The 25086-nt window shown below is 67.6% G+C and carries 27 protein-coding genes; 16 read left to right on the top strand and 11 right to left on the bottom strand.

The window, feature by feature from the left end:
* Positions 1-68 precede the first annotated feature (68 nt).
* Both IBJ82_RS02110 and IBJ82_RS02115 read left to right on the top strand, forming a co-directional pair.
* Positions 69-350: a helix-turn-helix domain-containing protein gene (locus tag IBJ82_RS02110; protein WP_194824256.1), complete on the top strand. Its 282-nt coding sequence runs from the start codon at positions 69-71 to the stop codon at positions 348-350.
* Positions 350-742: a VOC family protein gene (locus IBJ82_RS02115; protein ID WP_194825119.1), complete on the top strand. Its 393-nt coding sequence runs from the start codon at positions 350-352 to the stop codon at positions 740-742. Before IBJ82_RS02110 ends, IBJ82_RS02115 begins: the two co-directional genes overlap by 1 nt.
* Here the strand turns inward: IBJ82_RS02115 and yaaA are convergent.
* The 5 genes from yaaA to ehuB are packed head-to-tail and all read right to left on the bottom strand — an operon-like array spanning position 732 to position 4533.
* On the bottom strand, positions 732-1478 hold the full coding sequence (gene yaaA, locus IBJ82_RS02120) for a peroxide stress protein YaaA (protein ID WP_194825120.1): 747 nt from the start codon (positions 1476-1478) through the stop codon (positions 732-734). The two genes, IBJ82_RS02115 and yaaA, sit on opposite strands and share 11 nt — an antisense overlap.
* 57 nt (positions 1479-1535) lie before the next feature.
* Positions 1536-2291, bottom strand: a complete 756-nt coding sequence (ehuA, locus tag IBJ82_RS02125; protein ID WP_194824257.1) for an ectoine/hydroxyectoine ABC transporter ATP-binding protein EhuA — start codon at positions 2289-2291, stop codon at positions 1536-1538.
* 4 nt (positions 2292-2295) lie between these two features.
* On the bottom strand, positions 2296-2943 hold the full coding sequence (ehuD, locus tag IBJ82_RS02130; protein WP_194824258.1) for an ectoine/hydroxyectoine ABC transporter permease subunit EhuD: 648 nt from the start codon (positions 2941-2943) through the stop codon (positions 2296-2298).
* Positions 2940-3656, bottom strand: coding sequence for an ectoine/hydroxyectoine ABC transporter permease subunit EhuC (gene ehuC / locus IBJ82_RS02135; RefSeq protein WP_194824259.1), 717 nt, complete (start codon positions 3654-3656; stop codon positions 2940-2942). Before ehuC ends, ehuD begins: the two co-directional genes overlap by 4 nt.
* Before the next feature lie 7 nt (positions 3657-3663).
* On the bottom strand, positions 3664-4533 hold the full coding sequence (gene ehuB / locus IBJ82_RS02140) for an ectoine/hydroxyectoine ABC transporter substrate-binding protein EhuB (RefSeq protein WP_370585198.1): 870 nt from the start codon (positions 4531-4533) through the stop codon (positions 3664-3666).
* Between the two features lie 274 nt (positions 4534-4807).
* Between ehuB and IBJ82_RS02145 the strand changes: the two genes are divergently transcribed.
* Entirely contained in the window at positions 4808-6556 is a 1749-nt protein-coding gene (locus IBJ82_RS02145; protein ID WP_194824261.1) for a proline--tRNA ligase, read from the top strand.
* Between the two features lie 256 nt (positions 6557-6812).
* Positions 6813-8564 carry an acyl-CoA dehydrogenase family protein gene (locus IBJ82_RS02150; protein WP_194824262.1) on the top strand — a complete coding sequence of 584 codons (1752 nt, stop codon included), beginning with the start codon at positions 6813-6815 and terminating at the stop codon, positions 8562-8564.
* Positions 8565-8615: 51 nt separating this feature from the next.
* On the opposite strand, the gene IBJ82_RS02155 is transcribed toward IBJ82_RS02150, so the two are convergent.
* Positions 8616-9047 (bottom strand): ferritin-like domain-containing protein, encoded by a 432-nt coding sequence (locus tag IBJ82_RS02155; RefSeq protein WP_194824263.1) that lies wholly within the window; start codon positions 9045-9047, stop codon positions 8616-8618.
* The gene (locus IBJ82_RS02160) at positions 9044-9799 is read right to left on the bottom strand and encodes a hypothetical protein (protein ID WP_228536392.1); all 756 of its coding nucleotides are present in this window, start codon (positions 9797-9799) and stop codon (positions 9044-9046) included. The genes IBJ82_RS02155 and IBJ82_RS02160 overlap by 4 nt, the downstream gene beginning before the upstream one ends.
* A 157-nt stretch (positions 9800-9956) precedes the next feature.
* On the opposite strand from IBJ82_RS02160, the gene rimP reads away from it, so the two are divergent.
* The 7 genes from rimP to IBJ82_RS02195 all read left to right on the top strand — a co-directional run bounded on the left by rimP (position 9957) and on the right by IBJ82_RS02195 (position 17167).
* Positions 9957-10601, top strand: a complete 645-nt coding sequence (gene rimP, locus IBJ82_RS02165; protein WP_056811542.1) for a ribosome maturation factor RimP — start codon at positions 9957-9959, stop codon at positions 10599-10601.
* The gene (gene nusA / locus IBJ82_RS02170; protein ID WP_194824264.1) at positions 10598-11626 is read left to right on the top strand and encodes a transcription termination factor NusA; all 1029 of its coding nucleotides are present in this window, start codon (positions 10598-10600) and stop codon (positions 11624-11626) included. Before rimP ends, nusA begins: the two co-directional genes overlap by 4 nt.
* A gap of 69 nt (positions 11627-11695) precedes the next feature.
* A complete protein-coding gene (locus tag IBJ82_RS02175) occupies positions 11696-12007 on the top strand; it encodes a YlxR family protein (RefSeq protein WP_082843990.1) in 312 nt (103 codons plus the stop codon).
* A gap of 108 nt (positions 12008-12115) precedes the next feature.
* Positions 12116-15136, top strand: a complete 3021-nt coding sequence (gene infB / locus IBJ82_RS02180) for a translation initiation factor IF-2 (protein ID WP_194824265.1) — start codon at positions 12116-12118, stop codon at positions 15134-15136.
* Between the two features lie 93 nt (positions 15137-15229).
* Positions 15230-15523, top strand: coding sequence for a DUF503 domain-containing protein (locus IBJ82_RS02185; RefSeq protein ID WP_056811534.1), 294 nt, complete (start codon positions 15230-15232; stop codon positions 15521-15523).
* A gap of 82 nt (positions 15524-15605) precedes the next feature.
* Complete coding sequence (gene rbfA, locus IBJ82_RS02190) at positions 15606-16052, top strand: 30S ribosome-binding factor RbfA (protein WP_194824266.1); 447 nt, start codon at positions 15606-15608, stop codon at positions 16050-16052.
* A 116-nt stretch (positions 16053-16168) separates the two neighbouring features.
* The gene (locus IBJ82_RS02195; protein WP_194824267.1) at positions 16169-17167 is read left to right on the top strand and encodes a bifunctional oligoribonuclease/PAP phosphatase NrnA; all 999 of its coding nucleotides are present in this window, start codon (positions 16169-16171) and stop codon (positions 17165-17167) included.
* 2 nt (positions 17168-17169) lie between these two features.
* On the opposite strand, the gene IBJ82_RS34435 is transcribed toward IBJ82_RS02195, so the two are convergent.
* Entirely contained in the window at positions 17170-17379 is a 210-nt protein-coding gene (locus IBJ82_RS34435) for a hypothetical protein (RefSeq protein ID WP_228536393.1), read from the bottom strand.
* 32 nt (positions 17380-17411) lie between these two features.
* The gene (locus tag IBJ82_RS02200; RefSeq protein ID WP_228536394.1) at positions 17412-18335 is read right to left on the bottom strand and encodes an MFS transporter; all 924 of its coding nucleotides are present in this window, start codon (positions 18333-18335) and stop codon (positions 17412-17414) included.
* A gap of 247 nt (positions 18336-18582) precedes the next feature.
* On the opposite strand from IBJ82_RS02200, the gene IBJ82_RS02205 reads away from it, so the two are divergent.
* Entirely contained in the window at positions 18583-19932 is a 1350-nt protein-coding gene (locus IBJ82_RS02205) for an MATE family efflux transporter (protein ID WP_194825122.1), read from the top strand.
* A gap of 1 nt (position 19933) precedes the next feature.
* On the opposite strand, the gene IBJ82_RS02210 is transcribed toward IBJ82_RS02205, so the two are convergent.
* Positions 19934-20242, bottom strand: coding sequence for a putative quinol monooxygenase (locus tag IBJ82_RS02210; protein ID WP_194824268.1), 309 nt, complete (start codon positions 20240-20242; stop codon positions 19934-19936).
* A 90-nt stretch (positions 20243-20332) separates the two neighbouring features.
* Between IBJ82_RS02210 and IBJ82_RS02215 the strand changes: the two genes are divergently transcribed.
* The 4 genes from IBJ82_RS02215 to truB all read left to right on the top strand — a co-directional run bounded on the left by IBJ82_RS02215 (position 20333) and on the right by truB (position 23393).
* Complete coding sequence (locus tag IBJ82_RS02215; protein WP_194824269.1) at positions 20333-20635, top strand: helix-turn-helix transcriptional regulator; 303 nt, start codon at positions 20333-20335, stop codon at positions 20633-20635.
* Between the two features lie 42 nt (positions 20636-20677).
* The gene (locus tag IBJ82_RS02220; RefSeq protein ID WP_194824270.1) at positions 20678-21634 is read left to right on the top strand and encodes a metallophosphoesterase; all 957 of its coding nucleotides are present in this window, start codon (positions 20678-20680) and stop codon (positions 21632-21634) included.
* A 155-nt stretch (positions 21635-21789) separates the two neighbouring features.
* Positions 21790-22461, top strand: a complete 672-nt coding sequence (gene npt / locus IBJ82_RS02225) for a 4'-phosphopantetheinyl transferase Npt (RefSeq protein ID WP_056811511.1) — start codon at positions 21790-21792, stop codon at positions 22459-22461.
* Complete coding sequence (gene truB / locus IBJ82_RS02230) at positions 22461-23393, top strand: tRNA pseudouridine(55) synthase TruB (protein ID WP_194824271.1); 933 nt, start codon at positions 22461-22463, stop codon at positions 23391-23393. The genes npt and truB overlap by 1 nt, the downstream gene beginning before the upstream one ends.
* Before the next feature lie 86 nt (positions 23394-23479).
* On the opposite strand, the gene IBJ82_RS02235 is transcribed toward truB, so the two are convergent.
* The gene (locus IBJ82_RS02235; protein WP_194824272.1) at positions 23480-24940 is read right to left on the bottom strand and encodes an FAD/NAD(P)-binding protein; all 1461 of its coding nucleotides are present in this window, start codon (positions 24938-24940) and stop codon (positions 23480-23482) included.
* Between the last annotated feature and the right edge of the window lie 146 nt (positions 24941-25086).

Here is a 25086-nt window from a genome sequence, read left to right on the forward strand (position 1 = left end):
CGCACTTGCGCTTGACAGGCAAGCCCACACTTGCCTATGGTTCGAAGGGAGCGAAGGGAGGGTGCGGAGTGACCGATATCTTCACCGCGTTGGCGGATTCGACACGACGCGCACTCCTCGACGAACTGGCCGATCGCGACGGGCAAACCCTGTTCGAACTGTGCGCACGCCTCGTGAGCAAGCACGACATCAGCTCCTCGCGCCAGGCGATCACCCAGCACCTCGGCGTGCTAGAGGAAGTCGGTCTCGTCCACACCCGTCGGCAAGGCCGATACAAGTTCCACCACGCCGATTTCACGCCGCTGCGAGCGGTGTCGGTGCGATGGCCCATCCCTCAGGAGGACACATGATCCGCATCGGAGTGACCAGCGTCTTCGTCGACGACCAGGCCAAGGCCGAGTCGTTCTACACCGACGTGCTCGGCTTTCAGGTCAAAGACAAGGTTTCCCTCGGCGAATTCGACTGGCTCACCCTCGTCTCGCCCGCCGACGCCGACGGCATCCAGCTGCTGCTCGAGCCTGACCAGCACCCGGCGGCCAAGGCCTACAAAACGGCGCTGAGCGGCGAGGGCATCCCCGTGATCGTCTTCACCGTCGACGATCTCGACGCCGAATACCGCCGCCTCGTCGACCTCGGCGTCTTCTTCACCCAGGCGCCCGCGGCCATGGGCGCGTTCAGCACCGCGGTCTTCGACGACACCTGCGGCAACCTCATCCAGCTCATGGCCCCCACTACTGAGTGATGATGAGAAGTTCAGTGGGGGAGGCGATCTCGGCGCGCAGTCCGGCGGTGGTCGCTACCCGGGCGACGGCGCGGATGTCGGTGGGATCGGCGCGGGTGAGAACGAGGGCGCGGGCGAGCAAGCCCTTGTGATGTTTGTTGAAGTGGCTGACGACGGTGCGCGAGCCGTCGGGGTGTTCGGTGAGGACATTGGCGGTGATGGCGTCGGGGACTCGGCCGAGCTGCTGGTAGGTGCCAGAGCGGAGGTCGATGACGAGTTCGCCCGCGGCCTCGGTGTAGAGGGCGTCGGGCAGAACATCACGCCACACCGCCGAAAGCGTCGGCAGCCCTGGGAGTTTGGTGCCGCCCGAGAGGCGGTAGGCGGGGATGGGGTCGGCGGCGCGGACAGCACCGAACAGGGCCGAGCCGATTCCCAAGCGGGCGTAGGCCTTGGCGCGCTGCACCTTGGTGAACGACTTCGCGTCCAGTGCGTCGTAGAGGACCCCGGTGTAGCGCTCCAGGGCGGGGCGGGTCGCCGACGTGCGCAGGCTCGCGTTGCGGGCTATCTCCGCATCCGCGCCTTTACCGAGGCCGAGCACCTTGGCGGAGGCGGCAGGGTCGGCCGCCAGCTGCACCACCTCGGTGATCAGTTTGTCGCGAACCGCGCTGAGCTGCGGCATCGCCAGGTCGGCGAGGTCCAGCGGCGCGCCCGATCCGCCGTCGGACTTGGTTTCGGAGGGAGGCAGCAGCACCAGCACGATCGTCAACGTTAATCGCCGTCGAAACCGCCACCGCGCCCCGCCCCGTCCGTGAGTTCAGCGCACTGCTTCGAGGAACTTGCGGGTCCGCTCATTGGTCGGCGCCTCGAAGATCTGCTCGGGCGGACCCTGTTCGACGATGCGACCGGAGTCGAACATCAATACCCGGTCCGATACCTCGCGGGCGAAGCGCATCTCGTGGGTGACGATCAGCATGGTGATATCGGTGGTTTCGGCGACCGTGCGCAGCACGTCGAGGACGTCGCCGACCAGTTCCGGGTCCAACGCCGACGTCACCTCGTCGAGCAGCATCACCTTCGGATCCATCGCGCAACAGCGCGCGATCGCGACCCGCTGCTGCTGGCCGCCCGACAGCTGCGAGGGATGCGCGTCGGCCTTGTCCGACAGACCGACAACGTCGAGCAGATGCCGCGCACGTTCGCGCGCTTCGTCTTTCGACTTGCCGAGCACGTGGATCGGCGCCTCGGTGATGTTCTCCAGCACCGTCATGTTCGGGAACAGATTGAACTGCTGGAACACCATGCCGATCTTGGTACGCACCGCGCGCAGGTGTTTCTCCTTGGCGGGCACCAACTTTCCGCCGCGTTCGGTATGGGTGAGTGGTTCACCGTCGACCCAGATCACGCCGTCGCTGATCGTTTCCAGGGTCATCAGCAGCCGCAGAATGGTGGTCTTGCCCGACCCCGACGGCCCGATCAGGGTGACCTTCTCCCCGCGGCGGACACTGAAATCGAGCTGGTCGAGCACGGTGAGGTCACCGAAGCGTTTGACCACCTGATCGAATCGAATCATCTCGTCAGTAGTAGGCAAGGCGCTTCTCCAGTCTTCTGATCAGCACAGACGTCGGGTAGCTGGCGAGGAGGAAGAACACCCCGGCCATCGTGATCGACTCCAGATACGCGAAGTTGCGCGCTCCGAATTGCTGTGCGGCGGTCACCAATTCGACAACCGAGATGGCGAACAGGAACGGTGTGTCCTTGAACATCGACACGGCATTGGTGCCGAGCGCGGGCAGGCTCGCCCGGATCGCCTGCGGCAGCACCACCGCGCCCCAGGTGCGCACCGGCGGCAACGACAGCGCGCGCGCCGCCTCCCACTGCCCCTTCGGCACCGCCTCGATCCCGGCCCGATACACCTCGGCCAGGTAACTCGAATAGTGGATGCCGAGCACGACGATGCCGATCTGCAATGCCGAGAACTGCGTGAACAGCGTGTAGGCGAACAGCAACTGCACGACCAGCGGAGTGAGACGGACGAACTCGCTCACCGCGTGCACCGGCGCGGCGATCGCGCGCGGCATCGTGCGCCGGATCATGGCGATCGCCAGCCCGAGCACCGCGGCCAGCGCGAAGCCGAGCACCGTCGCCAGCAGCGTGATCTGGAAGCCGTCCCACAGCACCGGCAGCGCCTCGCGGGCGCGCTCCCAACTCCATTCCGCTCTCATGGCGCCACCTTCGTGTCATCGGGCGCCAGGCTCAGTACTTCCTTGAGCGTGGCCCCGCGACCCAGCTTGGTCTTGGCGCGGGTCTCGAGCAGATTCATGCCCAGGGTGAGTACGTAGCCGAGGACGAAGTAGATGACCAGGCCGACACCGAAGGAGAACAGGGTGTCGCTGGTGGTCTTGCGCAGATCGCCGATCTCGTAGGTCAGGTCGTGCAGCGTGATGTAGGACGCCACGGCGGTGCCTTTGAGCAGGTGGACCAGCAGATTGGTCAACGAGGGCAGCATCAGCGCCCATGCCTGGGGGAACAGCACTCTGCGCATCCGCTGCCACGGACTGAAATTCAGCGCGACCGCCGCCTCGAACTGCGCGCGCGGCACCGCGTTGAGCGCGCCACGCACCACCTCGGCACCGTAGGCGCCGTAGTTCAGGCCGAGCGCCAGGATGCCGCAGAAGAGCGGGTCGAGCTTGTAGCCGAGCAGCGGCAGCACGTAGAACAGCCAGAAGATCTGCACCAGAAGTGAAGTGCCGCGGAAGAATTCGATCATGACCCGGGCACTGCCGCGCGCCGCGAGATTGCGCACGCGGGCGGTGGTACCGAGGGCGAGGGCGAGGACGAACGCGAGGAGCGCGCCGCCGATGGTCAGCTCCAGCGTGACGACGATGCCCTGCCACAGCGCGGGAAGGGCATCGCGTACCGCGTCGAAATTGCTCATGAGTGGATCAGATTTCGCCCTTGCACAGCTTGGCCGTCGTGTACTTCGGATCGGGCAGCTCGCGCTCGGTGAACCCGAACTCGCCGACGATCGACAGGTACTTGTCCTTGTCGCCGGTGATCTTGGCCAGCTCGGCGTTGTAGGCGGCGAGCAGGTCGGGATCGGTGGTACGGAACACGGTGCCACCGGCGCCGATCTGCGGCTTGCCGTCGATGACGGCCACGAACGACGGCGTCACGTCGACAGCGGCGTTTGGTGTGTGGCTCTTGAGCCAGTTCAGCGAGATCGCGGTGAGCGCGAACACGTCGGCGCGCCCGGAGGTGACCGCGTCCATCCCGTCCTGCGGGGTGGCGACCTGGGTGGCGTCGATGCCGAGCGAGCTGGCGTAATCGGATTCGATGGCGCCGGTCATCGCGGTCATCTTCGCGCCACTGGCCTTGATCGACTGCATATCGGTCAAATTCATCGGATTACCGGGTTTCACCATCAGTGCCGTGGTGTACATGAATTCCGGTTCGCTGAAAGATGCCTGTTCGCAGCGTTTCGGCAAGATCGACATACCGGCGCTGACCGCATCGAAACGATTGGCCTGCAGGCCGGGGATCAGCGCGCCGAACTCCGTCTGCACACCGTCGACGGTCTTGATGCCGAGGTTGGTGAAGATCTCTTTGTGCAGTGCCACGGTGGCGCCGGTGAGCTGGCCGCCGTCTTCGAACGAATAAGGCGCCTCACCGGCGAAACCCACGGTGATCGTGCCCTTGTCCTTCAGCGACTGCAGGAGCTGACCGCTCTCGGTGGTCTCGGTCTTGGTGCATCCGGCGAGGGCCGCGGCCACCAACGCGGCACCGGTGAACACCGCTGTACAGCGCTTCGACATGGATTTCGTCTCAGCCATTGTGACCTCCCAAGGGCAGCGTTACCGCCACCAATTTTCTGTTGTAAGTACGTAATTGACTTATGGGGAAAATGTAGTCACCAAACAATTGCCAGATGCGGTTACGTTATCAGGTTGTTATCGGATGATTGAAAGAGAATTCTATTGGGTAACCTGATATCCGCTTATATGTGCGGACCGGTTTTCGGGGTGTCGGGAGCGCTCAGGTGGTAATCGGCTGTCGCCCCGCCCGGACCAGGGACTACCCTGTGCATCCGTGATCACCCGCCTCTCCCGCCTGTTCCTGCGCACCCTGCGAGACGATCCCGCCGACGCCGAGGTGCCCAGCCACAAACTGCTCGTTCGCGCCGGCTACGTCCGTCGGGTCGCCCCCGGCATGTACTCGTGGCTGCCGCTCGGTCTGCGCACGCTGCGCAAGATCGAGGACGTCGTGCGCCAGGAGATGGACGCCACCGGCGCCCAGGAGATCTCGCTGCCGACGCTGCTGCCGCGCGAGCCCTACGAGACCACCAATCGGTGGACCGAGTACGGCCCCGGCCTGTTTCGGCTCAAGGACCGCAAGGGCGGCGACTACCTGCTCGGGCCCACCCATGAGGAGCTGTTCGCGCTCACCGTGAAGGGTGAGTACAACTCCTACAAGGATCTGCCGGTCACCCTGTACCAGATCCAGACCAAGTACCGCGACGAGGAACGTCCCCGTGCGGGCATCCTGCGCGGCCGCGAGTTCGTGATGAAGGATTCCTATTCCTTCGACATCGACGACGACGGTCTGACCAACAGCTACGCCACCCATCGCAAGGCCTACCAGGCGATCTTCGAACGGCTCGGCGTCGAGTACGTGATCGTGGCCGCCACCTCCGGCGCCATGGGCGGCAGCGCGTCCGAGGAGTTCCTCGCCGCCAGCCCCGTCGGCGAGGACACCTACGTGCGCTGTGTCGAGTCCGGCTACGCGGCGAATGTGGAAGCCGTGGTCACGGCCGCGCCCGCACCGTTGCCCATCGAGGGGCAGGCCGCCGCGGTCGAGTACGACACCCCGAACACCCCCACCATCGCGACGCTCGTCGACTGGGCCAACGAGGCGAAGGTCCTCGACCGCACGGTGACCGCCGCCGACACGTTGAAGAACGTGATGGTGAAGCTGCGCCACCCCGACGGCAAGACCGAGATCCTCGGCATCGGCGTCCCCGGTGACCGCGAGGTCGACGACAAGCGTCTCGGTGCCGCCGTCGAGCCGGCCGAGGTGGAACTGCTCACCGAGGCCGACTTCGCCGCCAACCCGTTCCTCGTGAAGGGCTACATCGGCCCGAAGGGCTTGGCCGCCAACGGTGTTCGCTACCTCGTCGACCCCCGCGTCGTCGACGGCACCGCGTGGATCACCGGCGCCGACGTCAAGGGCAAGCACGTTGTCGGCCTGGTCGCCGGCCGCGACTTCACCCCCGACGGCACCATCGAGGCCGCCGAGGTCCGCGACGGCGATCCCTCGCCCGACGGCGCGGGCCCGCTGGTGTCCGCGCGCGGCATCGAGATCGGCCACATCTTCCAGCTCGGCCGTAAGTACACCGACGCCTTCGATGTCGACGTGCTCGGCGAGAACGGCAAGCCGGTGCGCCTCACCATGGGCTCCTACGGCATCGGCGTCTCCCGCATGGTCGCGGTGATCGCCGAACAGCAGCACGACGAGAAGGGCCTGCGCTGGCCCGCCGAGGTTGCCCCGTTCGACGTGCACGTGGTGATCGCCAACAAGGACGCCGCCGCCCGCGACGGCGCCGAACACGTCGTCGCAGGCCTGGACGCCGAAGGCCTCGAGGTCCTCTTCGACGACCGCACCGCCTCGCCCGGCGTGAAGTTCAAGGACGCCGAACTGCTCGGCATGCCCTGGATCCTGGTCATCGGCCGGGGTTGGGCCGAGGGCAAGGTGGAGCTGCGCAACCGCTTTACCGGCGAAGCCGAGGAGATCCCGGCCGAAGACGCCGTGAGCGCGGTAACCGCCAAGGTTCGCGGCTGAGTTTCGTCTCACGAATCGCGCTGTCCCACTTGATGTGGGGCAGCGCGATTGCTGTCTGTGGGACCGGTTCGTACGCCCTGGCGCATCTTCTCGGCGAGAGTTACTCGACGTCTGGGCGAGTTCGGAAATCTGGTCCTTGTTCGATTGGGGGAAACAACAACGAGCCGTTCGAACTTACGGCTACGTAGGCGAAAGTGCAGGTGAGGGAGTCGCGGGGGCGGCGTGGCTAGTCGGTGGCGCTGCTAAGTTAACGGGCATGACGAGTTCGCCCAGCCTGCTTTTCAACCCGGCCACCTACGACCCGCAGCACTTCGATGCCGAGACGCGGCGGCTGCTGAAGGCCACTATCGAGTGGTTCGAGTCCAAGGGCAAGGCGCAGCTGCTGGTCGAGGATCGCGACGCGGTGTGGACCTCGGAGTTCCTCGAGTTCGTCGGCAAGGAGAAGCTGTTCGCGACCTTCCTGACGCCGGCCGCCTACGCCGACGGCGACCCCAACAAGCGCTGGGACGCGGCACGCAACGCGGCGCTGGCGGAGATCTTCGGGTTCTACGGACTGGCGTACTGGTACGCCGAGCAGGTCACCATCCTCGGCCTCGGCCCGATCTGGCAGAGCGATAACGAGATCGCCAAGCGCAAGGCCGCCGCCGACCTCGACGACGGTCAGGTGATGGCGTTCGCGCTGTCCGAGCGCGACCACGGCGCCGACATCTACAACACCGACCTGATCCTCACCCCGAGCGAGCCGGGCAGCGCTGACGCCGAGGCGGGCATCCTGTTCCGGGCAAGCGGCGAGAAGTACTACATCGGCAACGGCAACGTCGCCTCGATGGTGTCGGTGTTCTCGCGCCGCGCCGACGTCGAGGGTCCGGCGGGCTACATCTGGTTCGCCGCCGACAGCCGCCACGACGACTACCACCTGATCGAGAGCGTCATCCACGGTCAGATGTATGTCAGCCACTTCCGGCTGGAGAACTACCCGGTGACCGCCGCCGACCTGCTGCATGAAGGGCCGGAGGCCTTCTCGGCCGCGCTCAACACCGTCAACGTCGGCAAGTTCAACCTCTGCCACGGCGGCATCGGCATGGTCGAGCACTCGTTCTTCGAAGCCATCACCCACGCCAACAACCGCATCCTCTACGGCAACCCCGTCACCGACTTCGGCCATGTGCGCGGCAATTTCGTCGACGCCTACGCGCGGTTGATCGCGATGAAGCTGTTCAGCGACCGCGCCGTCGACTACTTCCGCAGCGCCTCGCTCGAGGACCGCCGCTACCTGCTGTTCAACCCGATGACCAAGTCCAAGGTCACCTCCGAGGCCGAGGTCGCGATGACCCTGCTGCTGGATGTGCTGGCGGCCAAGGGATTCGAGAAGGCCACCTACTTCGCGCAGGCCTCGCGCTACATCAACCACCTGCCGCGCCTCGAGGGCACCGTGCACGTGAACGTGGGCCAGATCCTGAAGTTCATGCCGAACTACCTGCTCAACCCGAAGGAATACCCGGCGATCGGCACCGACCTCGCCCCCGGCGACCAGCCGTTCTTCTGGCAGCAGGGTCCGGCGCGCGGCGCGGGCAAGGTGCAGTTCGCCGACTGGACCCCCGCCTACGAGCAGGCATCCGAGGTCCCGAATGTCGGCCGGTTCTACGAGCAGGCCCAAGCGCTGCGCAGCCTGCTGCTCACCGCGGCTCCCGATGCGGACCAGCAGAAGGACCTGGACTTCATGCTGACCATCGGCCACCTGTTCTCCACGGTGGTCTACGGGCAGCTGATTCTCGAGCAGGCCGAGCTCACCGGGCTCGACCGCGATGTGCTCGATCAGATCTTCGACTTCCAGATCCGCGACTTCAACACCCAGGCGGCGGCGCTGCTCGGCAAGCCCTCGGTCTCCGAGGCCCAGCGGGCCTGGGCGGTCGGGGCCCTGCGCAGCCCGGTTGCCGACGCCGAGCGTTTCGGCCGGGTGTGGCAGCAGGTCGAGGCCTACGACGGCGCATACGCGATGCGCCCGTAGTCGGGCCCTCGGTTCCGGGTGGGTCGCCGATCTACCCGGAACCGATCTTTCCTACGCTCGACCGGGGAAGGTGACGGTGATCGGGACCGATCCCAGAATCACCTGCCAGCGAGCACGGCGAACGGCGGCTTCGGTGAGTGCCTCCGTCGCGGTGGCGCGCACCGATCCGTCGGTCGCGTTTTCTACGACCGCGTACCACGCTGCGGCGCAATCGGATTCGACGCTCACCGCCAGATGCGCCGCCGGGATCGGATTGTCGACCGGGGCGGGCGGGGTATAGGCGGCGTTGGGGGCGTCCGGTGCCGTGCCGTCGGCTTCGAGTAGCTCGACCGTGGCGTCGCGGCGTGCTCGATGCGCGGCGCTGAACTCGGCGACCATGCGGGACCGGTCGGCGTTGGCGTACGCGGCGATCAGGCCGTAGGAGTACACGGCGGCGTGCTCGGCATCGAGCGCGTTCTGCAAGGTCTTTCGCTGTTCGGTCATGTCAGCAGGACTCCTGCCTGGGTGGCGCAGGCCGCACTGATCGACGCGAGAAGCCCGGCGCGATAACCGGATTCGGTGCGGGCCAGGGTGGCGGCGGACTGTTGGGAGCGGACCAGCTGATCACGCAGTTGTGCGACGGTGGTCGGCTGCGCGGCGGCGGTCTCGACCTCCGAAGCGGGCACGGGGGAGCCGTCCGGACCGGGGACGGTCAGCACGCCCGTGCGATGCACCGGGGTGGTGCCGTCGCCGTAAACGCCGAGCACTCGGTCGATTTCGGTGCGCAGCGCGTCGGCGTGCGCGGTGCGCTCGGTGGCGATCGTGCTCAGCGCGGCGTTCGACTGCGGCGCCAGCGCGATCGCGGCCGTCGCGGCGGCGGCATCGGCTCGGGCCATGATCTCTTGCGCGGCAAGAGGATCCGGCGCGTGCACGGTATCGTCCTCGGCACAGGCGGCCAGTACAGCCACCGCGGGAATGCCGATCGCGCTCACGCCGACCAGTCGGAACAGTGTGCGGCGGCGCCAGGTGGAGCGGGTGTCGGCTCGCGCGGGCGTGGAGGGTGAAAGCTGCTGCACCGGTGTGGGATGCGGCACTGCGACGGGTGGGTGCGACGAGTTCGCACCGGTGGGAGCCGGGGTCGACCCGGCGAGGCGCGTGGTGGCAGGCTCGACCCGCAACTGCGGGGGGTCGTGCCGGTCGGAGCGCATGCCGGAAGGTCGCCCGGCTCTCGGCGGGACGGTATGGCGGTGGGGCACGAACACCATCGTGCCAGATGACATGCCTCGGGCACGCCCGAGTCGGACCGGTGCGTGGCGCCCAGCGCCTGGTCCTTTACACTCTCTGAGCGCGTTACGCTAGACCTTCGGCGTAGATATTTCCGATCGCGTCACAACTGAACCAGGAGCCGCCCATATGCCGATGCCCACCGAGGAAAGGGTGAGTCAGCTAGTCGCTGAGCTCGTCGCACGCCGGGGTTTCGACCTCGAGGGCGTCGCGATCGTGGCTGCGGGCAACGGCGAGTTGGCTCCGGTTCGGGTAAAGGTCACCGTCGACAGCGACGGCCCCGCGAACCTGGACGCCATCGCCGCGATCAGCCGCGAGATGTCCGAACTTCTCGATGCCGCAGGCGATTTCGGCGATTCGGCCTATCTGCTCGAAGTGACCACGCCCGGCGTGGAGCGCCCGCTCACCACCGAACGGCACTGGCGGCGCGCACAGGGCCGCAAGGTCCGCGTGAAACTGGCCGACGGTGTCGAGCGGATCGAGGGCAAAGCCCGTTTCGACGCGCGCGTCGGCCAACTCGCCGACGACGCCGCGACCGGCGGCGCCACCATCGCACTCGTCATCGGCGGCAAGACGAAGCCACATCGCGTTCATGTCCCCGTCGCCGATATCGCCGAGGCTGTCGTCCAGGTCGAATTCAACGCACCGGGCGCCGCCGAACTCGAACTCGCAGGCGGCATCGCGCCGGGCCGCCCGGTACCGGGCGAAGAGCCCGCCGACCTGGCCGCGCCAGGACAACACCTTGACACTCCCACCGAAGGGGTTGCGGAATGAATATTGAAATCGAAGCCTTGCGGGCGATTGTCGCCGACAAAGGCATCTCGATCGAGACCGTGATCTCGGCGATCGAGTCGGCGCTGCTCACCGCTTACCGGCACACCGACGGCCACGAGGCCAACGCGCGCATCGACATCAACCAGAAGACCGGTGTGGTGCGGGTGATGGCGCGCGAACTCGACGCCGACGGCAACCTCGTCTCCGAATGGGACGACACCCCGGAGGGGTTCGGCCGCATCGCCGCGACCACCGCCCGCCAGGTGGTGCTGCAGCGGCTGCGTGACGCCGAGAACGAGAAGTCCTTCGGCGATTTCGCCACCCACGAGGGCGAGATCGTCGGCGGTGTGATCCAGCGCGACGCCAGGGCCAACGCCCGCGGCATCGTGGTGGTTCGCATCGGCAGCGAGGCCAACGGCGCCGAGGGACTGATCCCGCCCGCCGAACAGGTGCCGGGGGAGACCTACGAGCACGGCGACCGCATCAAGTGCTACGTCTACGGCGTCTCTCGTGGCCCGCGTGGCCCGCAGATCCAGCTCTCGCGCACCCACCCGAATCTGGTGCGGCGGCTGTTCTCGCTCGAGGTACCCGAGATCGCCGACGGTTCCGTCGAGATCGTCGCGGTGGCCCGCGAGTCGGGACACCGCTCCAAGATCGCCGTGCAGTCCACCGTGTCCGGCGTGAACGCCAAGGGCGCGTGCATCGGTCCGATGGGCCAGCGCGTGCGCAACGTGATGAGCGAACTGGCGGGCGAGAAGATCGATATCATCGACTACGCAGAGGATCCGGCGACCTTCGTCGGCAATGCGCTGTCCCCGTCGAAGGTGGTATCGGTCACGGTCGTCGATCCCGACGCCAGGGCGGCACGCGTGATCGTGCCCGACTTCCAGCTCTCGCTGGCGATCGGCAAGGAGGGCCAGAACGCCCGCCTGGCCGCCCGTCTGACGGGTTGGCGCATCGATATCCGCAGCGACGCGGCTCCGGAACCGGACGACTCCGTCCGGCCGGAAGCGCACCGTAGTTGATCGAGGCACGTCGAATCCCTGCCCGCGGATGACATGTTGGTAACTCTCGGAGGGGAGGGGTTCGTCGTTATGACCGGGTCACCGGTAGAGTGGGTACAGGACCGGCCCGCGCAATCCGTTCGCACCTGTATCGGATGCCGTCAGCGTGAGCCGTCTGCCGACCTGTTGCGGATCGTGGCGCAGCATCGGAACACCGATGTCGCGATTGTTCCCGATCCGCGGCGCAGACTTCCCGGACGGGGTGCCTGGTTGCACCCCGTTTCAGTTTGTTTGCGTTCCGCAGAGCGGCGCCGAGCATTCGGCAGAGCCCTACGAGTGTCCGGAAATCTGGATATCTCAGCCCTGGAGCAGTACCTCGAGAACAGGCACGAGCACTCATGAGCACACCGTGAAGCACCAACGATGAACGTCCGTCGGAGATAACCCGAGGTCGTGCGGGCCCGCCTTACCTAGGCGGCGTCACTGCTCGGCCTCTCAGTGAGGAGAGCAGTGGCAGGCAAGGCCCGCGTGCACGAGTTGGCTAAAGAGCTCGGTGTCACAAGCAAGGAACTACTCGCGAAGCTCAAGGAGCAAGGCGAGTTCGTGAAGTCGGCGTCCTCGACGGTGGAAGCACCCGTCGCACGTCGTCTGCGTGAATCTGTCGCATCGAAGTCCGCTCCGGCGGCCGATGCCAAGTCGGCGGCCCGTCCCGGCCCGTCGGCGGCAGCAGCACCAGCCCGTCCGGCTGGTGCCAAGCCCACCCCCGGTGGCCCCCGCCCCGGTCCGCGTCCGGCCCCGGCCGCTCCCGCCCCGGCAGCTGCTGCCGCGCCGGCTGCGCCGAAGCCCGAACCGGCCGCTCCGGTCGAGGCCAAGCCCGCTACTCCGGCACCCGCGAGCCCCGCTCCGGCCGCCGCGCAGCAGGCTCCGGCAACCAAGCCCGCAGGCGCTCCCGCGCCCGGTCCGCGTCCGGCTCCCGCCGCGCCGCGTCCGGAGCAGGCTCCCGCCGCGGGTCAGACCACTCCCGGTGCTGCCGCACCGGGTCCGCGTCCGGCAGGTCCGGGCCCGAAGCCGGGGCCGAAGGCTCCGCGCGTCGGCAACAACCCGTTCAGCTCGGCGCCCGATCGTGAGCGTCCGGCACCGCGTCCCGCCCCGCAGGGTGGCCCGCGTCCGACTCCGGGCCAGGGCGGTCCCCGTCCGGCTCCCGGTCAGGGTGGCCCGCGTCCGGCTCCCGGTCAGGGCGGTCCCCGCCCCGGTCAGGGTGGCGGCCAGGGTCAGCGTCCGGCCGCCGCGCAGGGCGGTGCCCCGCGTCCCGGTGGTCCCCGTCCCAACCCGGGTTCGATGCCTCCGCGTCCGAACCCCGGTGCCATGCCCGCACGTTCGGCACGTCCTGCCCCCGGTGGCGCGGGTCGTCCCGGTGGCGGCGGTCGTCCCGGTGGCGCTCCCGGCGGTGGCGGCGCAGGCCGTCCCGGTGGTGGTGGCGGCGGTGGCGGTTACCGCGGTGGCGGTGGCGGTGCCCCCGGTGCTCCGGGTGCGGGTGCTCCCGCGGCCGGTGGTTTCCGTGGTCGTCCCGGTGGCGGCGGCGGTCGTCCCGGTGGTCCCGGTGGCCGTGGTGGCGCCGCAGGTGCCTTCGGTCGTCCCGGTGGCGCGGTTCGCCGTGGCCGTAAGTCGAAGCGGGCGAAGCGCGCCGAGTACGAGAACATGCAGGCTCCCGCCGTCGGTGGCGTGCGGCTGCCTCGCGGCAACGGTGAGGTCATCCGCCTCGCCCGTGGCGCGTCGCTGTCGGACTTCGCCGAGAAGATCGACGCGAACCCCGCTGCTCTCGTGCAGGCACTGTTCAACCTCGGCGAGATGGTCACCGCGACCCAGTCGGTGAACGACGAGACCCTCGAGCTGCTCGGCGGCGAGATGAACTACGTCGTCCACGTGGTCAGCCCCGAGGACGAAGATCGCGAACTGCTGCAGTCGTTCGACCTCACCTACGGCGAAGACGCCGGCGGCGAGGACGACCTCGAACACCGTCCGCCGGTCGTGACCGTCATGGGTCACGTCGACCACGGTAAGACCCGACTGCTCGACACGATCCGTAAGGCCAACGTCGCTGAGGGCGAGGCCGGTGGCATCACCCAGCACATCGGTGCCTACCAGGTGCTCACCAACCTCAACGACGAAGAGCGCTTGATCACCTTCATCGACACCCCGGGTCACGAGGCGTTCACCGCCATGCGTGCTCGTGGTGCGAAGGCCACCGATATCGCGATCCTCGTGGTCGCGGCCGACGACGGCGTCATGCCGCAGACGGTGGAAGCGATCAACCACGCTCAGGCAGCGGATGTGCCGATCGTTGTCGCGATCAACAAGATCGACAAAGAGGGTGCGAACCCGGACAAGATCAAGCAGCAGCTCACCGAGTACGGCCTGGTCACCGAGGAGTACGGCGGCGACACCATGTTCGTCAACATCTCGGCCAAGCAGGGCACCAACATCGATCAGCTGCTCGAAGCAGTGCTGCTGACCGCGGATGCCTCGCTCGACCTGCGGGCCAACCCGGACATGGACGCCCAGGGTGTCGCCATCGAGGCGCACCTCGACCGCGGCCGTGGCCCCGTTGCCACCGTGCTCATCCAGCGCGGCACCCTGCGCGTCGGTGACTCGATCGTGGCGGGCGACGCCTACGGTCGCGTCCGTCGCATGGTCGACGAGCACGGCGCGGACGTCCACGCGGCGACCCCGTCACGTCCGGTCCAGGTCATCGGTTTCACCTCCGTCCCCGGCGCTGGTGACAACCTGATCGTGGTCGAGGAAGACCGCATCGCCCGTCAGATCGCCGATCGCCGCAATGCGCGCAAGCGCAACGCGCTGGCCGCTCGCAGCCGCAAGCGGATCAGCCTGGAAGATCTGGATGCCGCACTGAAGGAGACTTCGGAGCTCAACCTGATCCTCAAGGGCGACAACTCCGGTACCGTCGAGGCCCTCGAAGAGGCCCTGCTCGGTATCGAGATCGACGACGAGGTGCGTCTGCGCGTCATCGACCGCGGTGTCGGTGGCGTCACCGAGACCAACGTCAACCTGGCGTCGGCCTCCAACGCGATCATCATCGGCTTCAACGTCCGCGCGGAGGGCAAGGCCACTGAGCTGGCCAACCGCGAAGGCGTCGACATCCGGTACTACTCGGTCATCTACCAGGCGATCGACGAGATCGAGAAGGCCCTCAAGGGCATGCTCAAGCCGATCTACGAAGAGGTCGAGCTGGGCCGCGCCGAGATCCGCGCGATCTTCCGTTCGTCCAAGATCGGCAACATCGCCGGTTGCATGGTCACCTCCGGCTCGGTCAAGCGCAACGCCAAGGCGCGCCTGATCCGTGACGGTCGAGTGGTCGCGGAGACGATGACCATCTCCTCGCTCAAGCGGGAGAAGGACGACGCTCCTGAGGTTCGCGAAGGTTTCGAGTGCGGTATGACCGTCACCTACAGCGACATCAAGGACGGCGACATCATCGAGGCTTACGAGCTTCGTGAAAAGCCGCGCGACTGATCAACGCAATACCGTTCGACCCACGCCGCATCCGATTCTTCGGGTGCGGCGTGGGGTCTTGCGGGATCCCCATCTACCAGGAGGTGAGCACCGCTGTTCATCGGTGCGCTCGAATTCGATCTACTGCTCGGTGACGTGCATTCGCTCAAGGAGAAGCGGTCGGTGATCCGGCCGATCCTCGCCGAGCTACAGAAGCGCTTCGGCGTGAATGCGGCCGAAGCCGGAGATCAAGACCTGCACCGCCGGGCCCTGCTCGGTGTGGCCATGGTCAGTGCGGAAACGGGACACCTGAACGAGGTGCTCGACAAGTGTGAGCGGCACGTTGCCGCGCGTCCGGAGATAGAGTTGCTGGCAGTACGCCGCCGGATCTTCGGACCCGAAGACTAGGCTGCGGCACGGGTGTCGAGGGTCCGCCAGGCGCAAGCCTGCGTAGGGCCCCACCTGTGCCGCCGAAGAGAGGAGCTCAGCCATGGTTGATCAAGCCAGGGCACGTCGGCTCGCCAAGCGGATTTCCGCGATTGTGGCCACCGCGATCGAATACGAGATCAAGGATCCGCGGCTGCGGTTCGTCACCGTCACCGATGCCAAGGTGACCGGCGATCTGCGCGAGGCGAATATCTATTACACGGTGATGGGTGAGACCATCGACGCCGAACCCGACTACGCCGAAGCCGCCGCCGGGCTCGACGCGGCCAAGGGCGTTCTGCGGTCCAAGGTGGGCGCGGGAACCGGAGTGAAGTTCACTCCGGTCCTGTCCTTCACTCTGGATAAGGTGCCCGAGGTGGCCCGCGAGATGGAAGAGTTGCTCGCCAGGGCTCGCGCCATCGACGACGAGGTGGCCAAGGTCGCCGCCAACGCCAAGCACGCGGGCGAGGCCGACCCGTACAAGGCCGATCGCGACGACGAAGACGAGTAGGCAGGCATGTCCGGTCATCGCCCGGGGGCGGTAGCTCGAGTGACCACGCGGGGCGTCGCGTCCTGCTCGGTGGGCACCGCCCTGTTCGGCCGGGGACCGGCCCGCGTGGACGCCGGATGACCAGCGTCCGCGACGGGACCGAACTGGGCGCGGCTGTCGCCGCACTGGCGGCGGCGCGTTCGGTGACCATCCTGTGCCATGTGCAGCCCGATGCCGACACCGTCGGTAGCGGACTCGCGCTGGCCATGGCGCTGCACCGGCGCGATATACCGGTGTGTGTGTCCTTCGCCGAGCCCGCTGAGCTGCCCGCCTCGCTGCGCACCCTGCCCGGGGTGCAGTTGGTCGTGCCGCCGGCGCGGGTGCCGCGCGAGGTCGACCTGTTGATCGTCGTCGACTGTGGCGCGCGCAGCCGTCTCGGTGCGCTGGCCGATCGATTACCGGGCGCGACAATGACATTGGTGATCGATCACCATCGCGCCAACGACGGCTTCGGCACCGTCGACTTGATCGACGAATCCGCGGCCTCGACCACCGAATTGGTGACCCGGCTACTCGACGCCTGGGGCGTGGAGATCGACGCCGATATCGCGCACTGCCTGTTCGCGGGCCTGGTCACCGATACCGGCTCGTTCCGCTGGGCTCGTTCCGGCAGCCATGCCATGGCCGAGCGGTTGCTCGCCACCGGCATCGACGGCACCGAGATCACCCGTGTCCTGCTCGACACCCACCCTTACGCCTGGCTCCCGATGCTGTCGAAGGTGCTGTCGACGGCTGTGGTCGTGCCGTCCGCCGCCGGTGTCGGCCTGGTCTACGCGCTGGTCCGCGCCGCCGACACCCACGACGTCGGCCCCGAAGAGGTCGAAAGCGTCATCGATGTCATCCGCACCACCGCCGAAGCGGGCATCGCCGCCGTCTTCAAGGAGGCCCGCGGCCAGAACGACCGCTGGACCGTCTCGCTGCGCTCCCGCGACTCCGCCCCCGGCCGCACCGACGGTATCGACGTCGCCGCGGTCGCCGGCGTTTTCGGCGGCGGCGGCCACCGCTTCGCCGCCGGTTACACCACCTACGGCAACGCCGAAGATGTTGTGCGCGCGCTGATCACCGCGCTGGGCTGACCCTAGGTCGCGGCGACCGTCTCGTCGCGGCGGAGGCGCAGGGTCAGGGGGACGCCGAGGATCGTTGCGGCGGCGCAGAGGGTGAAGGCCAGGGCAGGCTGGTCTATGAGGAGGCCGGTCAGGGCTGCTATGACGAGGCCGCCGAGGTTGCCGGTCATCCAGATGAGGCCTGCGGCGGTGCCTTCCGCGGCACCGGTGTGGCGTTCGGCCATGGCCAGCACGATCGGGAGGGCGGGCAGGAGCGTCAGGCCGATGAGGACGAAGGCGAGGAGCCTGTCGCCAGGCCGGGGGCGAGAGCGACGAGTAGGCAGGCGGCGGCGCTGGCGGTGAGGCCGACCATCACGGCGGGCAATTCGACGCCGCGGCGCAGGACCGCGACCGGTATCACCGCGCAGCCGACGACACCGGCGAGGACATTCACCAGCAGGACGATGCTGGCAGCGTCGGCGCTCACGCCGGACGGCTCCAGCAGAGCCTGGCCATAGGTCGCCAGCGCGACGAACGTGCCGAAGGGGAAGAACACGGCGACGCAGAGTCGGCGCACATATCGGTCGCCGATGGTCGCTCGCAGGGTGGTGAGCGAGGTCGGGGTGCTCGCCGCGGGTCCGGTACCCGCGCGCAGCAACTCGACGGTCAGCGCGATCGCGGCCAAGGCGGCGAAGATCGTGCCGATGGCGGTGAGGGTCATGAGCTGGCTTTCCGCGGGCAGCGCCGCGCCCAGGACGAACGCGGCTGCCATACCGGCGAAGGTGCTCGCGGTGCCGACCGCGATGCCGGTCGGCCGGTCCTTCTCCTCGAGATAGTGCCCGGCGATTCCGGTGATGGCGTTGAGCACCAAGGGTTGGGCGATCGCGACGACGGTCTGACCGATGAGCACGATCGCGAAGCCGCCGTCTAGCAGGCGCAGCGCGGCACCGATCGCGGTGAGCACCGCGCCCGCGATCAGGCTCGGTCGGAACCAGCGATCGAGCGCGATGCCGGCGGGAACGGCCAGCACGACGTAGAGCAGCGGGAACATGTTCGCCAGCCACCCGACCGCGGACTCGGACACCCCGAAGTGCTCGGCGGCCACGGTCGTCACCGGCGCGTAGGTGAGCCACACCAGCTGTGTTGCCGCGCCGACCAGGGCGAATGCCGTGATCACCCGCCATCGCTGCACAAACACCATCGTCGATCCTGAGTTGTTCGGGCGAACCGGGCGTCCGCGGGGTGACATCGTCCGCCGAGCTGGGCGAACGACCAGTATCGCCGCTCATTCTGCCCGGCGTCCACACTTCAGACCTGCGATTTCGTGCCGATCGGTGGACATGATCGGCGGTGTTGTCGGTGGGGTGTGCCACCATCGGCAGGTCGCCGGCGCGTTCGCGCCCAATGGTTCGTGGTTGCTGTGGGAGGTCGGTGTGGGGTCTGAACCGATGGATGAAGCCGTCACCGGCGAGGTCGACCGGGCCGGGCCACGGCGCATTCTCGGCATCGCCGTGCCCACACTCGGCGTCTTGGTTGCCGAGCCGCTGTATCTACTCTTCGATATCGCGGTGGTCGGCAGGCTGGGTGCGCTGGCACTGGCCGGGCTGGCCGTCGGTGCAGTGATCCTCGGAACAGTGAGTACCCAGCTCACGTTCCTGTCCTACGGAACGACAGCGCGTGCGGCCCGGAGACACGGTTCGGGCGACCGGATCGGTGCGGTCGAGGAAGGTGTGCAGGCCAGTTGGGTGGGGCTGGCGGTGGGGGTGGTGATCGTCGCGGTGATCCAATTGTTCGCGGTACCACTGTGTTCGGTGCTCTCCGGGGGTGGGGAGATCGCCGACGAGGCGCTGAGCTGGGTGCGGATCGCGCTGTTCGGCGTGCCGCTGATCCTGCTGTCGATGGCGGGCAACGGGTGGATGCGTGGCGTGCAGGACGTGCGACGGCCGCTGACGTATGTGGTGGTGGGACTGGCACTCTCGGCTGTGCTGTGTCCGGTCCTGGTGTACGGACTGCTCGGTGCGCCGCGGATGGAACTGGCCGGATCCGCGGTGGCGAACCTAGTCGGTCAATCGGTCTCCGGCGTCCTGTTCGCCTATGCCCTGCTGCGCGAACGTGTTTCGCTGCGCCCACAACTCGCGGTGATGCGCGCCCAACTCGTTCTCGGCCGCGACCTCATCGTCCGCAGCCTGTCGTTCCAGATCTGCTTCGTCTCCGCCGCCGCGGTGGCCGCTCGTTTCGGCGCCGCGTCCGTCGCCGCCCACCAGTTGGTTCTGCAACTCTGGAATTTTCTTGCCCTGACCCTGGATTCGCTCGCCATCGCCGCCCAGACCCTGGTCGGCGCGGCCCTCGGTGCGGGAAACGCGCACGGCGCCAAAGGCATCGCTCGCAGGGTCACGATCTGGTCCGAGATCTTCGCCCTGCTCCTGGCCGCCGTTTTCGCCGCGGGCGTGACCGCGATCCCTCTGCTGTTCACCGACGACCCCCAGGTCCTCGACCGCGCCCACGTCATCTGGTGGTTCTTCGTCGCCATGATTCCGGTCGCCGGTGCGGTGTTCGCCCTCGACGGCGTCCTGCTCGGCGCGGGCGACGCCGCGTTCCTGCGCACCGCGACCCTCGTCGCCGCGCTGACCGGCTTCCTCCCCTTGATCTGGCTGTCGCTGATCTTCGACTGGGGCGTCGCGGGAATCTGGTCGGGCCTGGTCGCCTTCATGCTGCTGCGGTTGGTCGCGGTCCTCGCCCGAGCGAAGTCGGGCCGCTGGGCCAGGGTGGGCGCCGACATACCGAGCGGGGCGGCGTGACTCAGCGCGGGTAGGGGCTGAGCATGTCGATCCAGCGGATGTCCAGATCGCGGGTCAGGTAGTCCAGGCGGGAGTTCCAGAAATCCTGCATGTGGGGCAGAGCCAGGTGCCGGTCGAGGTCGGCCTTACTGCGCCAGACCTCGTAGAAGACGAAGACCGACGGATCGTCGCTGTCTACGTGGAAGTGATATTCGAGGCAGCCCGGTTCGGCACGGGTCGGTTCGACGAAGGAGAGCAATAGTTCGCGCAGGTCGTCGCGGCGTTCGGGTTTCGGGTGGGCGAACCCCACCAGGGCGTAGGTGCCCGCCATGATGCTCCTTAGGTACGATGTTCTACGTACCTAAGGACGGTAGGCGGCGGTTAGGTATGGCGCAAGTCGTACCTATGAGGAGGTGGATGGGTGGAGGAGAAGCTCGAACTGGGAGCGGTACTCGGCGCGCTGGCCGATCCGCTGCGGCGTCGCGTGATCACCCTGCTCGCGCTGGATCCCGCCGATGGGGACCGCAGTTGCTCGTCGTTCGAATTGCCGGTGACGAAGGCGACCCGCACCCACCACTTCCGGGTGCTGCGCGAGGCGGGGCTGGTCCGGCAGGTGAATTACGGCAATCGCAGCACCGTCGTCCTGCGGCGGGCCGATCTCGACGCGCGGTTTCCCGGGCTGCTCGAGCTGCTCGTCGCCGAAGCCTCCGACGCGCAGGGGTGAACCCGCCGGTGCCGCCGGCCCGGAGTGTGCCACTGTGGACAGGTGATTCCGAAGTTGATGGCGGTCAGCGATGTGCACGTGGGGCATCAGGGGAACAAGCCTGTGGTGGAGCAGATCGTTCCCGATTCGCCCGAGGACTGGTTGATCGTCGCCGGCGATGTGGGGGAGAAGGCCGAGGAGGTGCGGTGGGCGCTGGAGTTGTTGCGCGGCCGCTTCGCCAAGGTCATCTGGGTGCCGGGCAACCACGAGCTGTGGACCACGCCGAAGGACCCGGTGCAGATGCACGGCGCCGCTCGCTACGACTATCTCGTCGCGATGTGTCGTGACCTCGATGTGGTCACCCCGGAGGACCCTTTCCCGGTGTGGACGGGTTCGGGTGCCGAGAAGTACGGCGGCCGGGTCACCCTGGCGCCGATGTTCCTGCTCTACGACTATTCGTGGCGACCGGCGGGCACGAAAACCAAGGCGGAGGGATTGGCGCTGGCGCGCGAACGCAATGTCGTCGCCACCGACGAGTTCCTGCTGACCCCCGACCCGTACCTCACCCGCGATGCCTGGTGCCACGCCCGTGTCCAGTACACCCAGCGCCGCCTCGACGCGCTGCCCGCGGAAACCCCGCTGGTGATGATCAACCACTTCCCCCTGGTCCGCCAGCCCACCGACATCCTGTTCTACCCGGAGTTCTCGCTGTGGTGCGGCACCGACCTGACCGCCGACTGGCACACCAGCTACAACGTGATCTGCTCGGTCTACGGCCACCTCCACATCCCCCGCACCACCTATTACGACGGGGTCCGCTTCGAAGAGGTCTCCCTCGGCTACCCGCGCGAATGGAAACGCCGAGGCATGCCGGAACCGCTGCTGCGCCAAATCCTCCCAGAACCCGTGTACGCCGAAGGCGACCTGAACGCCTGGGGCGGCCACTTCAAGGTCACCCCGGAGATGGAAGCCGCAGCAGCGGAAATGCGCGAAAAAGCAGAGCGCAGACGAGGCATCTGACACCAAATTTGCACGAGAACTCAACACCTGATTTCGTAAGAACATCGGTAACTCACCGGGTACGAGCAAAACCCGCCACCCCGGTACCGCCAGACGCCAACGCTGCCCTACCCAGCACCTGAGTCTGGCCTGAATACGCGGAGAGGCGGACAGCAGTGCTGGAGAGGATTTTGCCGAGGAGTGTGGCTTCGGCGGAGCTGCTGGTGTTTCCGGAGGACTTGAAGGCGCATCCCGCCGAAGAGCACCTCATCGCCAAGTCCGTGGAGAAGCGTCGCCGGGATTTCATCGGCGCCCGGCACTGTGCTCGCCTAGCCCTCGAGCAGCTCGGTGAGCAACCTGTCGCGATCGGCAAGGGCGAACGCGGAATGCCGCTGTTCCCGCGCGGCATCGTCGGCAGCCTCACCCATTGCGACGGTTACCGGGCTGCGGCGACGGCGCATTCGCTGCGTTTCCGTTCGGTCGGCATCGATGCCGAACCGCACGACACCCTGCCCGACGGCGTGCTCGATTCGGTCAGTCTGCCCGCCGAACGCGAGTGGCTGTCGGACACGCCGGGCGAGGGCCTGCACCTGGATCGGCTGCTGTTCTGTGCCAAAGAGGCCACCTACAAGGCGTGGTTCCCGCTGACACTGCGCTGGCTCGGTTTCGAGGACGCGCACATCACCTTCGAGATCGACTCCCGCACAGACGATGCGGGCTCGGGTACCTTCCATACGAAGCTGCTCGTGCCCGGGTTGACGAACGACGGCGGCGCCGCGCTGACCGAGTTCGACGGCAACTGGTTGATCGCCGACGGGCTGATCCTGACCGCGATCGCGCACGGCTGATGGCAGCACGGGTGTCGCGGGTGGGCGAGCTCGGCGGTCTCGTGATCGTCGACAAGGACAGCGGGCTCACCAGCCACGATGTCGTGGCGCGCAGCCGGAAACTGTTGCAGACCAAGAAGGTCGGCCACGCGGGCACCCTCGACCCGATGGCCACCGGCGTGCTGGTGCTCGGGGTGGAGCGGGCCACGAAACTGCTGGGCCAACTGCTCCTCACCACCAAGGCCTACACCGCGACGATCCGGCTCGGCCAGGCTACGAACACCGACGACGCCGAGGGTGAGATCACCGAGACCACTCCCGCGCTGCACGTCACCGACGACGAGATCGCGACCGGTGTCGCGGCGCTGACCGGTGACATCGAGCAGGTCCCCGCCACGGTGAGCGCCATCAAGGTCGACGGTGAACGTGCCTACGCGCGCGTGCGCGCGGGCGAAGAAGTGCAACTGGCCGCTCGCCCGGTCACGGTGTCGCGCTTCGACATCCTGGCCCGGCGCGACGTCGCCGACGGTGAATTCGTGGATCTCGACGTCGCGGTCGAATGCACCTCCGGCACCTACATCCGCGCCCTGGCCCGCGACCTCGGCGCGGCCCTCGGTGTCGGCGGTCACCTGACAGCCTTGCGCCGCACCAGAGTTGGTCCCTTCACCCTCGAACACGCGCGCACCCTCGAACAACTCGCGACCGCCGCCGAAGCCGAGCAGCCCCTGCTCAGCCTCGACATCGACGCCGCCGTCCGTACCGCCTTCCCGCTCCGCGACATCGACGAATCGCAGGCCACCGACCTGCGCACCGGCCGCTGGCTCGAACCTGTCGGCATCAAGGGCGTCTACGCCGCCATCGACCCACGGGGCAGGGCCATCGCGCTCCTGGAGGAGAGCGGCAAACGCGCGGGCTCGGTGATGGTGGTGCGCCCCAGGGGAATCGGCGACTGACGGTCGATGCTTCGACGGGCGATGGTCACTGTCAGGCCACCGGCGAGATCGGCGTCCGGGCTGCCGAACCCGCCCGCCGGGCAGAGTCAGATGCCCACGGGTAGGCCGGATTCCTTGGTCAGGTGCTCGGCCAGCAGTGCCGCTTCGGCGGCGAGGCCGGGCGGGTTGGTGGCGATGAACATCGAATCCGCCGCCAGATTGCCGAGGACATGCCAGGTGTCGGCGTGCAGCGCACGGGTACGTGGTTCCGCACGGAGACCACCGGTGGGTGCGAATTCCGCGGTGCCGCTGCCGAGTAGGCGTGCCATCAGTGCCTCGGTGTCCTGCGGGGTGACATAGGCGGGTGGGTTGACGGCGTTGATTACGATGTCGGCCGTCCAGGTGGACTCGTCGGTCACCGTGAACCCGGTGCTGTCCGCCGCGACCGCGGTGAGTCCGGTCCGCAACCGGACCCGACCCGAATCCAGCAGGCGCGCCAGGATTTCCGCGTTGTGCGGGACCATCGGTGAGCTGAGGCTGCTGATCGTGCGGTAGTGATCGGTACGCAGCATCCTCCGGTCAGCGTCGGTCAGTGCAGGCCACAGGATCGGGCCCATCGTGCGAATCGCCATCGTGAGCAGGCGCCGACCCAGCAGGGCGGAGTCGACATCGGCGAGCTGACGACGCAGGCGAAGCACCGGGTCCTCGGCGCCGGTAGCGCGGATCTCGGCGGCGAATTCATCGAAATCCTCACCCAGGTCAGCTAATTCGGCACGTAGGAGCGCGACCACCTCGGTGAACTCGACCGTGCCGCTCGCGGCCAGGTCCAGTGCGGCGGCCGGGGTGAGATGTCGCGGCGCCAATGGTCGTGGACGTTGCTGGACGAACGGCAGGATCCCGCTGCGCGAGAGCAGCGTGATCGGACCTCGATGGCCGTTCTCGGTCAAGGCCGCCATGATGTCGACGGCGGTCAGGCCGCTGCCGATCACGGCGACGTGCGCCTCGGGATCCACCTCGGTGAGCGTGCGCGCCAGCGGATACGGCTCGTCGAAGTAGCCGGGAGAGCCGGTCAGACCGTACTGGTCGCGGGGACGGCCGCTGCCGACGCAGAGCACCACGCGATCCACCGGATACAGCACGCCGCCCTCGGTGCGGAGTACCACCGGCTGTTCCCGTGCGAGGTCGGTGACCCGGTCGTTCACGACACTGACCTGCCATCCGTCGCGACGCAACCGGTCGATCGACGCCCGCGCCGAGTGCTCCAGGTACTCGCCGTACATCGCGCGTGGCACGATCGGCTGCCCCAGCCCGGGGTCGAGGAAGCGCACCGCATCCGGTCGCTGCGCGAGCCAGTCCTGGAAATGCCCGCGATCGCTCGCCCGCGCGGACATCAACGCAGGCGGGGCGTTCACGCGCACCGCGGGCACATCGCGCTGATAGGCCCGCCCACGCCATAGCGCCGCGGACCCTTCGAACACGGTGATCATGCCCGGTGTCCCTTCCGCACGCGCGAGCGCGTCGAGCAACCCGACCGCGGCCACTCCCGCACCGATGATCCCGATTCGCATATCGACTCCTGTCGCCGGAGGGCGTTGCCGCGCACTCTCATTCGATGGCGTGCACGACCTCGTGCCCGTCCGTGATCAGCGTGGTCGCGCCGGAGCCGCTGCGAAATCCCGCGTTTGCGGGATGGTCGGCGAGCACTGAACGCGAC

This window comes from Nocardia sp. XZ_19_231, from assembly GCF_015355705.1.
Classification (GTDB): Bacteria; Actinomycetota; Actinomycetes; order Mycobacteriales; family Mycobacteriaceae; genus Nocardia; species Nocardia salmonicida.

Bases quoted from the DNA above. Each gene is read 5' to 3' on its own strand.
- IBJ82_RS02175 (WP_082843990.1), top strand. From the start codon at position 11,696: ATGACCGGGTCACCGGTAGAGTGGGTACAGGACCGGCCCGCGCAATCC.
- IBJ82_RS34435 (WP_228536393.1), bottom strand. From the start codon at position 17,379: ATGGCCGAACGCCACACCGGTGCCGCGGAAGGCACCGCCGCAGGCCTC.
- rbfA (WP_194824266.1), top strand. From the start codon at position 15,606: ATGGTTGATCAAGCCAGGGCACGTCGGCTCGCCAAGCGGATTTCCGCG.
- ehuC (WP_194824259.1), bottom strand. From the start codon at position 3,656: ATGAGCAATTTCGACGCGGTACGCGATGCCCTTCCCGCGCTGTGGCAG.
- IBJ82_RS02235 (WP_194824272.1), bottom strand. From the start codon at position 24,940: ATGCGAATCGGGATCATCGGTGCGGGAGTGGCCGCGGTCGGGTTGCTC.
- truB (WP_194824271.1), top strand. From the start codon at position 22,461: ATGGCAGCACGGGTGTCGCGGGTGGGCGAGCTCGGCGGTCTCGTGATC.
- ehuB (WP_370585198.1), bottom strand. From the start codon at position 4,533: ATGTCGAAGCGCTGTACAGCGGTGTTCACCGGTGCCGCGTTGGTGGCC.
- IBJ82_RS02150 (WP_194824262.1), top strand. From the start codon at position 6,813: ATGACGAGTTCGCCCAGCCTGCTTTTCAACCCGGCCACCTACGACCCG.
- IBJ82_RS02200 (WP_228536394.1), bottom strand. From the start codon at position 18,335: ATGGTGTTTGTGCAGCGATGGCGGGTGATCACGGCATTCGCCCTGGTC.
- IBJ82_RS02205 (WP_194825122.1), top strand. From the start codon at position 18,583: ATGGATGAAGCCGTCACCGGCGAGGTCGACCGGGCCGGGCCACGGCGC.
- IBJ82_RS02195 (WP_194824267.1), top strand. From the start codon at position 16,169: ATGACCAGCGTCCGCGACGGGACCGAACTGGGCGCGGCTGTCGCCGCA.
- rimP (WP_056811542.1), top strand. From the start codon at position 9,957: ATGCCGATGCCCACCGAGGAAAGGGTGAGTCAGCTAGTCGCTGAGCTC.
- ehuA (WP_194824257.1), bottom strand. From the start codon at position 2,291: ATGATTCGATTCGATCAGGTGGTCAAACGCTTCGGTGACCTCACCGTG.
- IBJ82_RS02155 (WP_194824263.1), bottom strand. From the start codon at position 9,047: ATGACCGAACAGCGAAAGACCTTGCAGAACGCGCTCGATGCCGAGCAC.
- nusA (WP_194824264.1), top strand. From the start codon at position 10,598: ATGAATATTGAAATCGAAGCCTTGCGGGCGATTGTCGCCGACAAAGGC.
- ehuD (WP_194824258.1), bottom strand. From the start codon at position 2,943: ATGAGAGCGGAATGGAGTTGGGAGCGCGCCCGCGAGGCGCTGCCGGTG.
- IBJ82_RS02210 (WP_194824268.1), bottom strand. From the start codon at position 20,242: ATGGCGGGCACCTACGCCCTGGTGGGGTTCGCCCACCCGAAACCCGAA.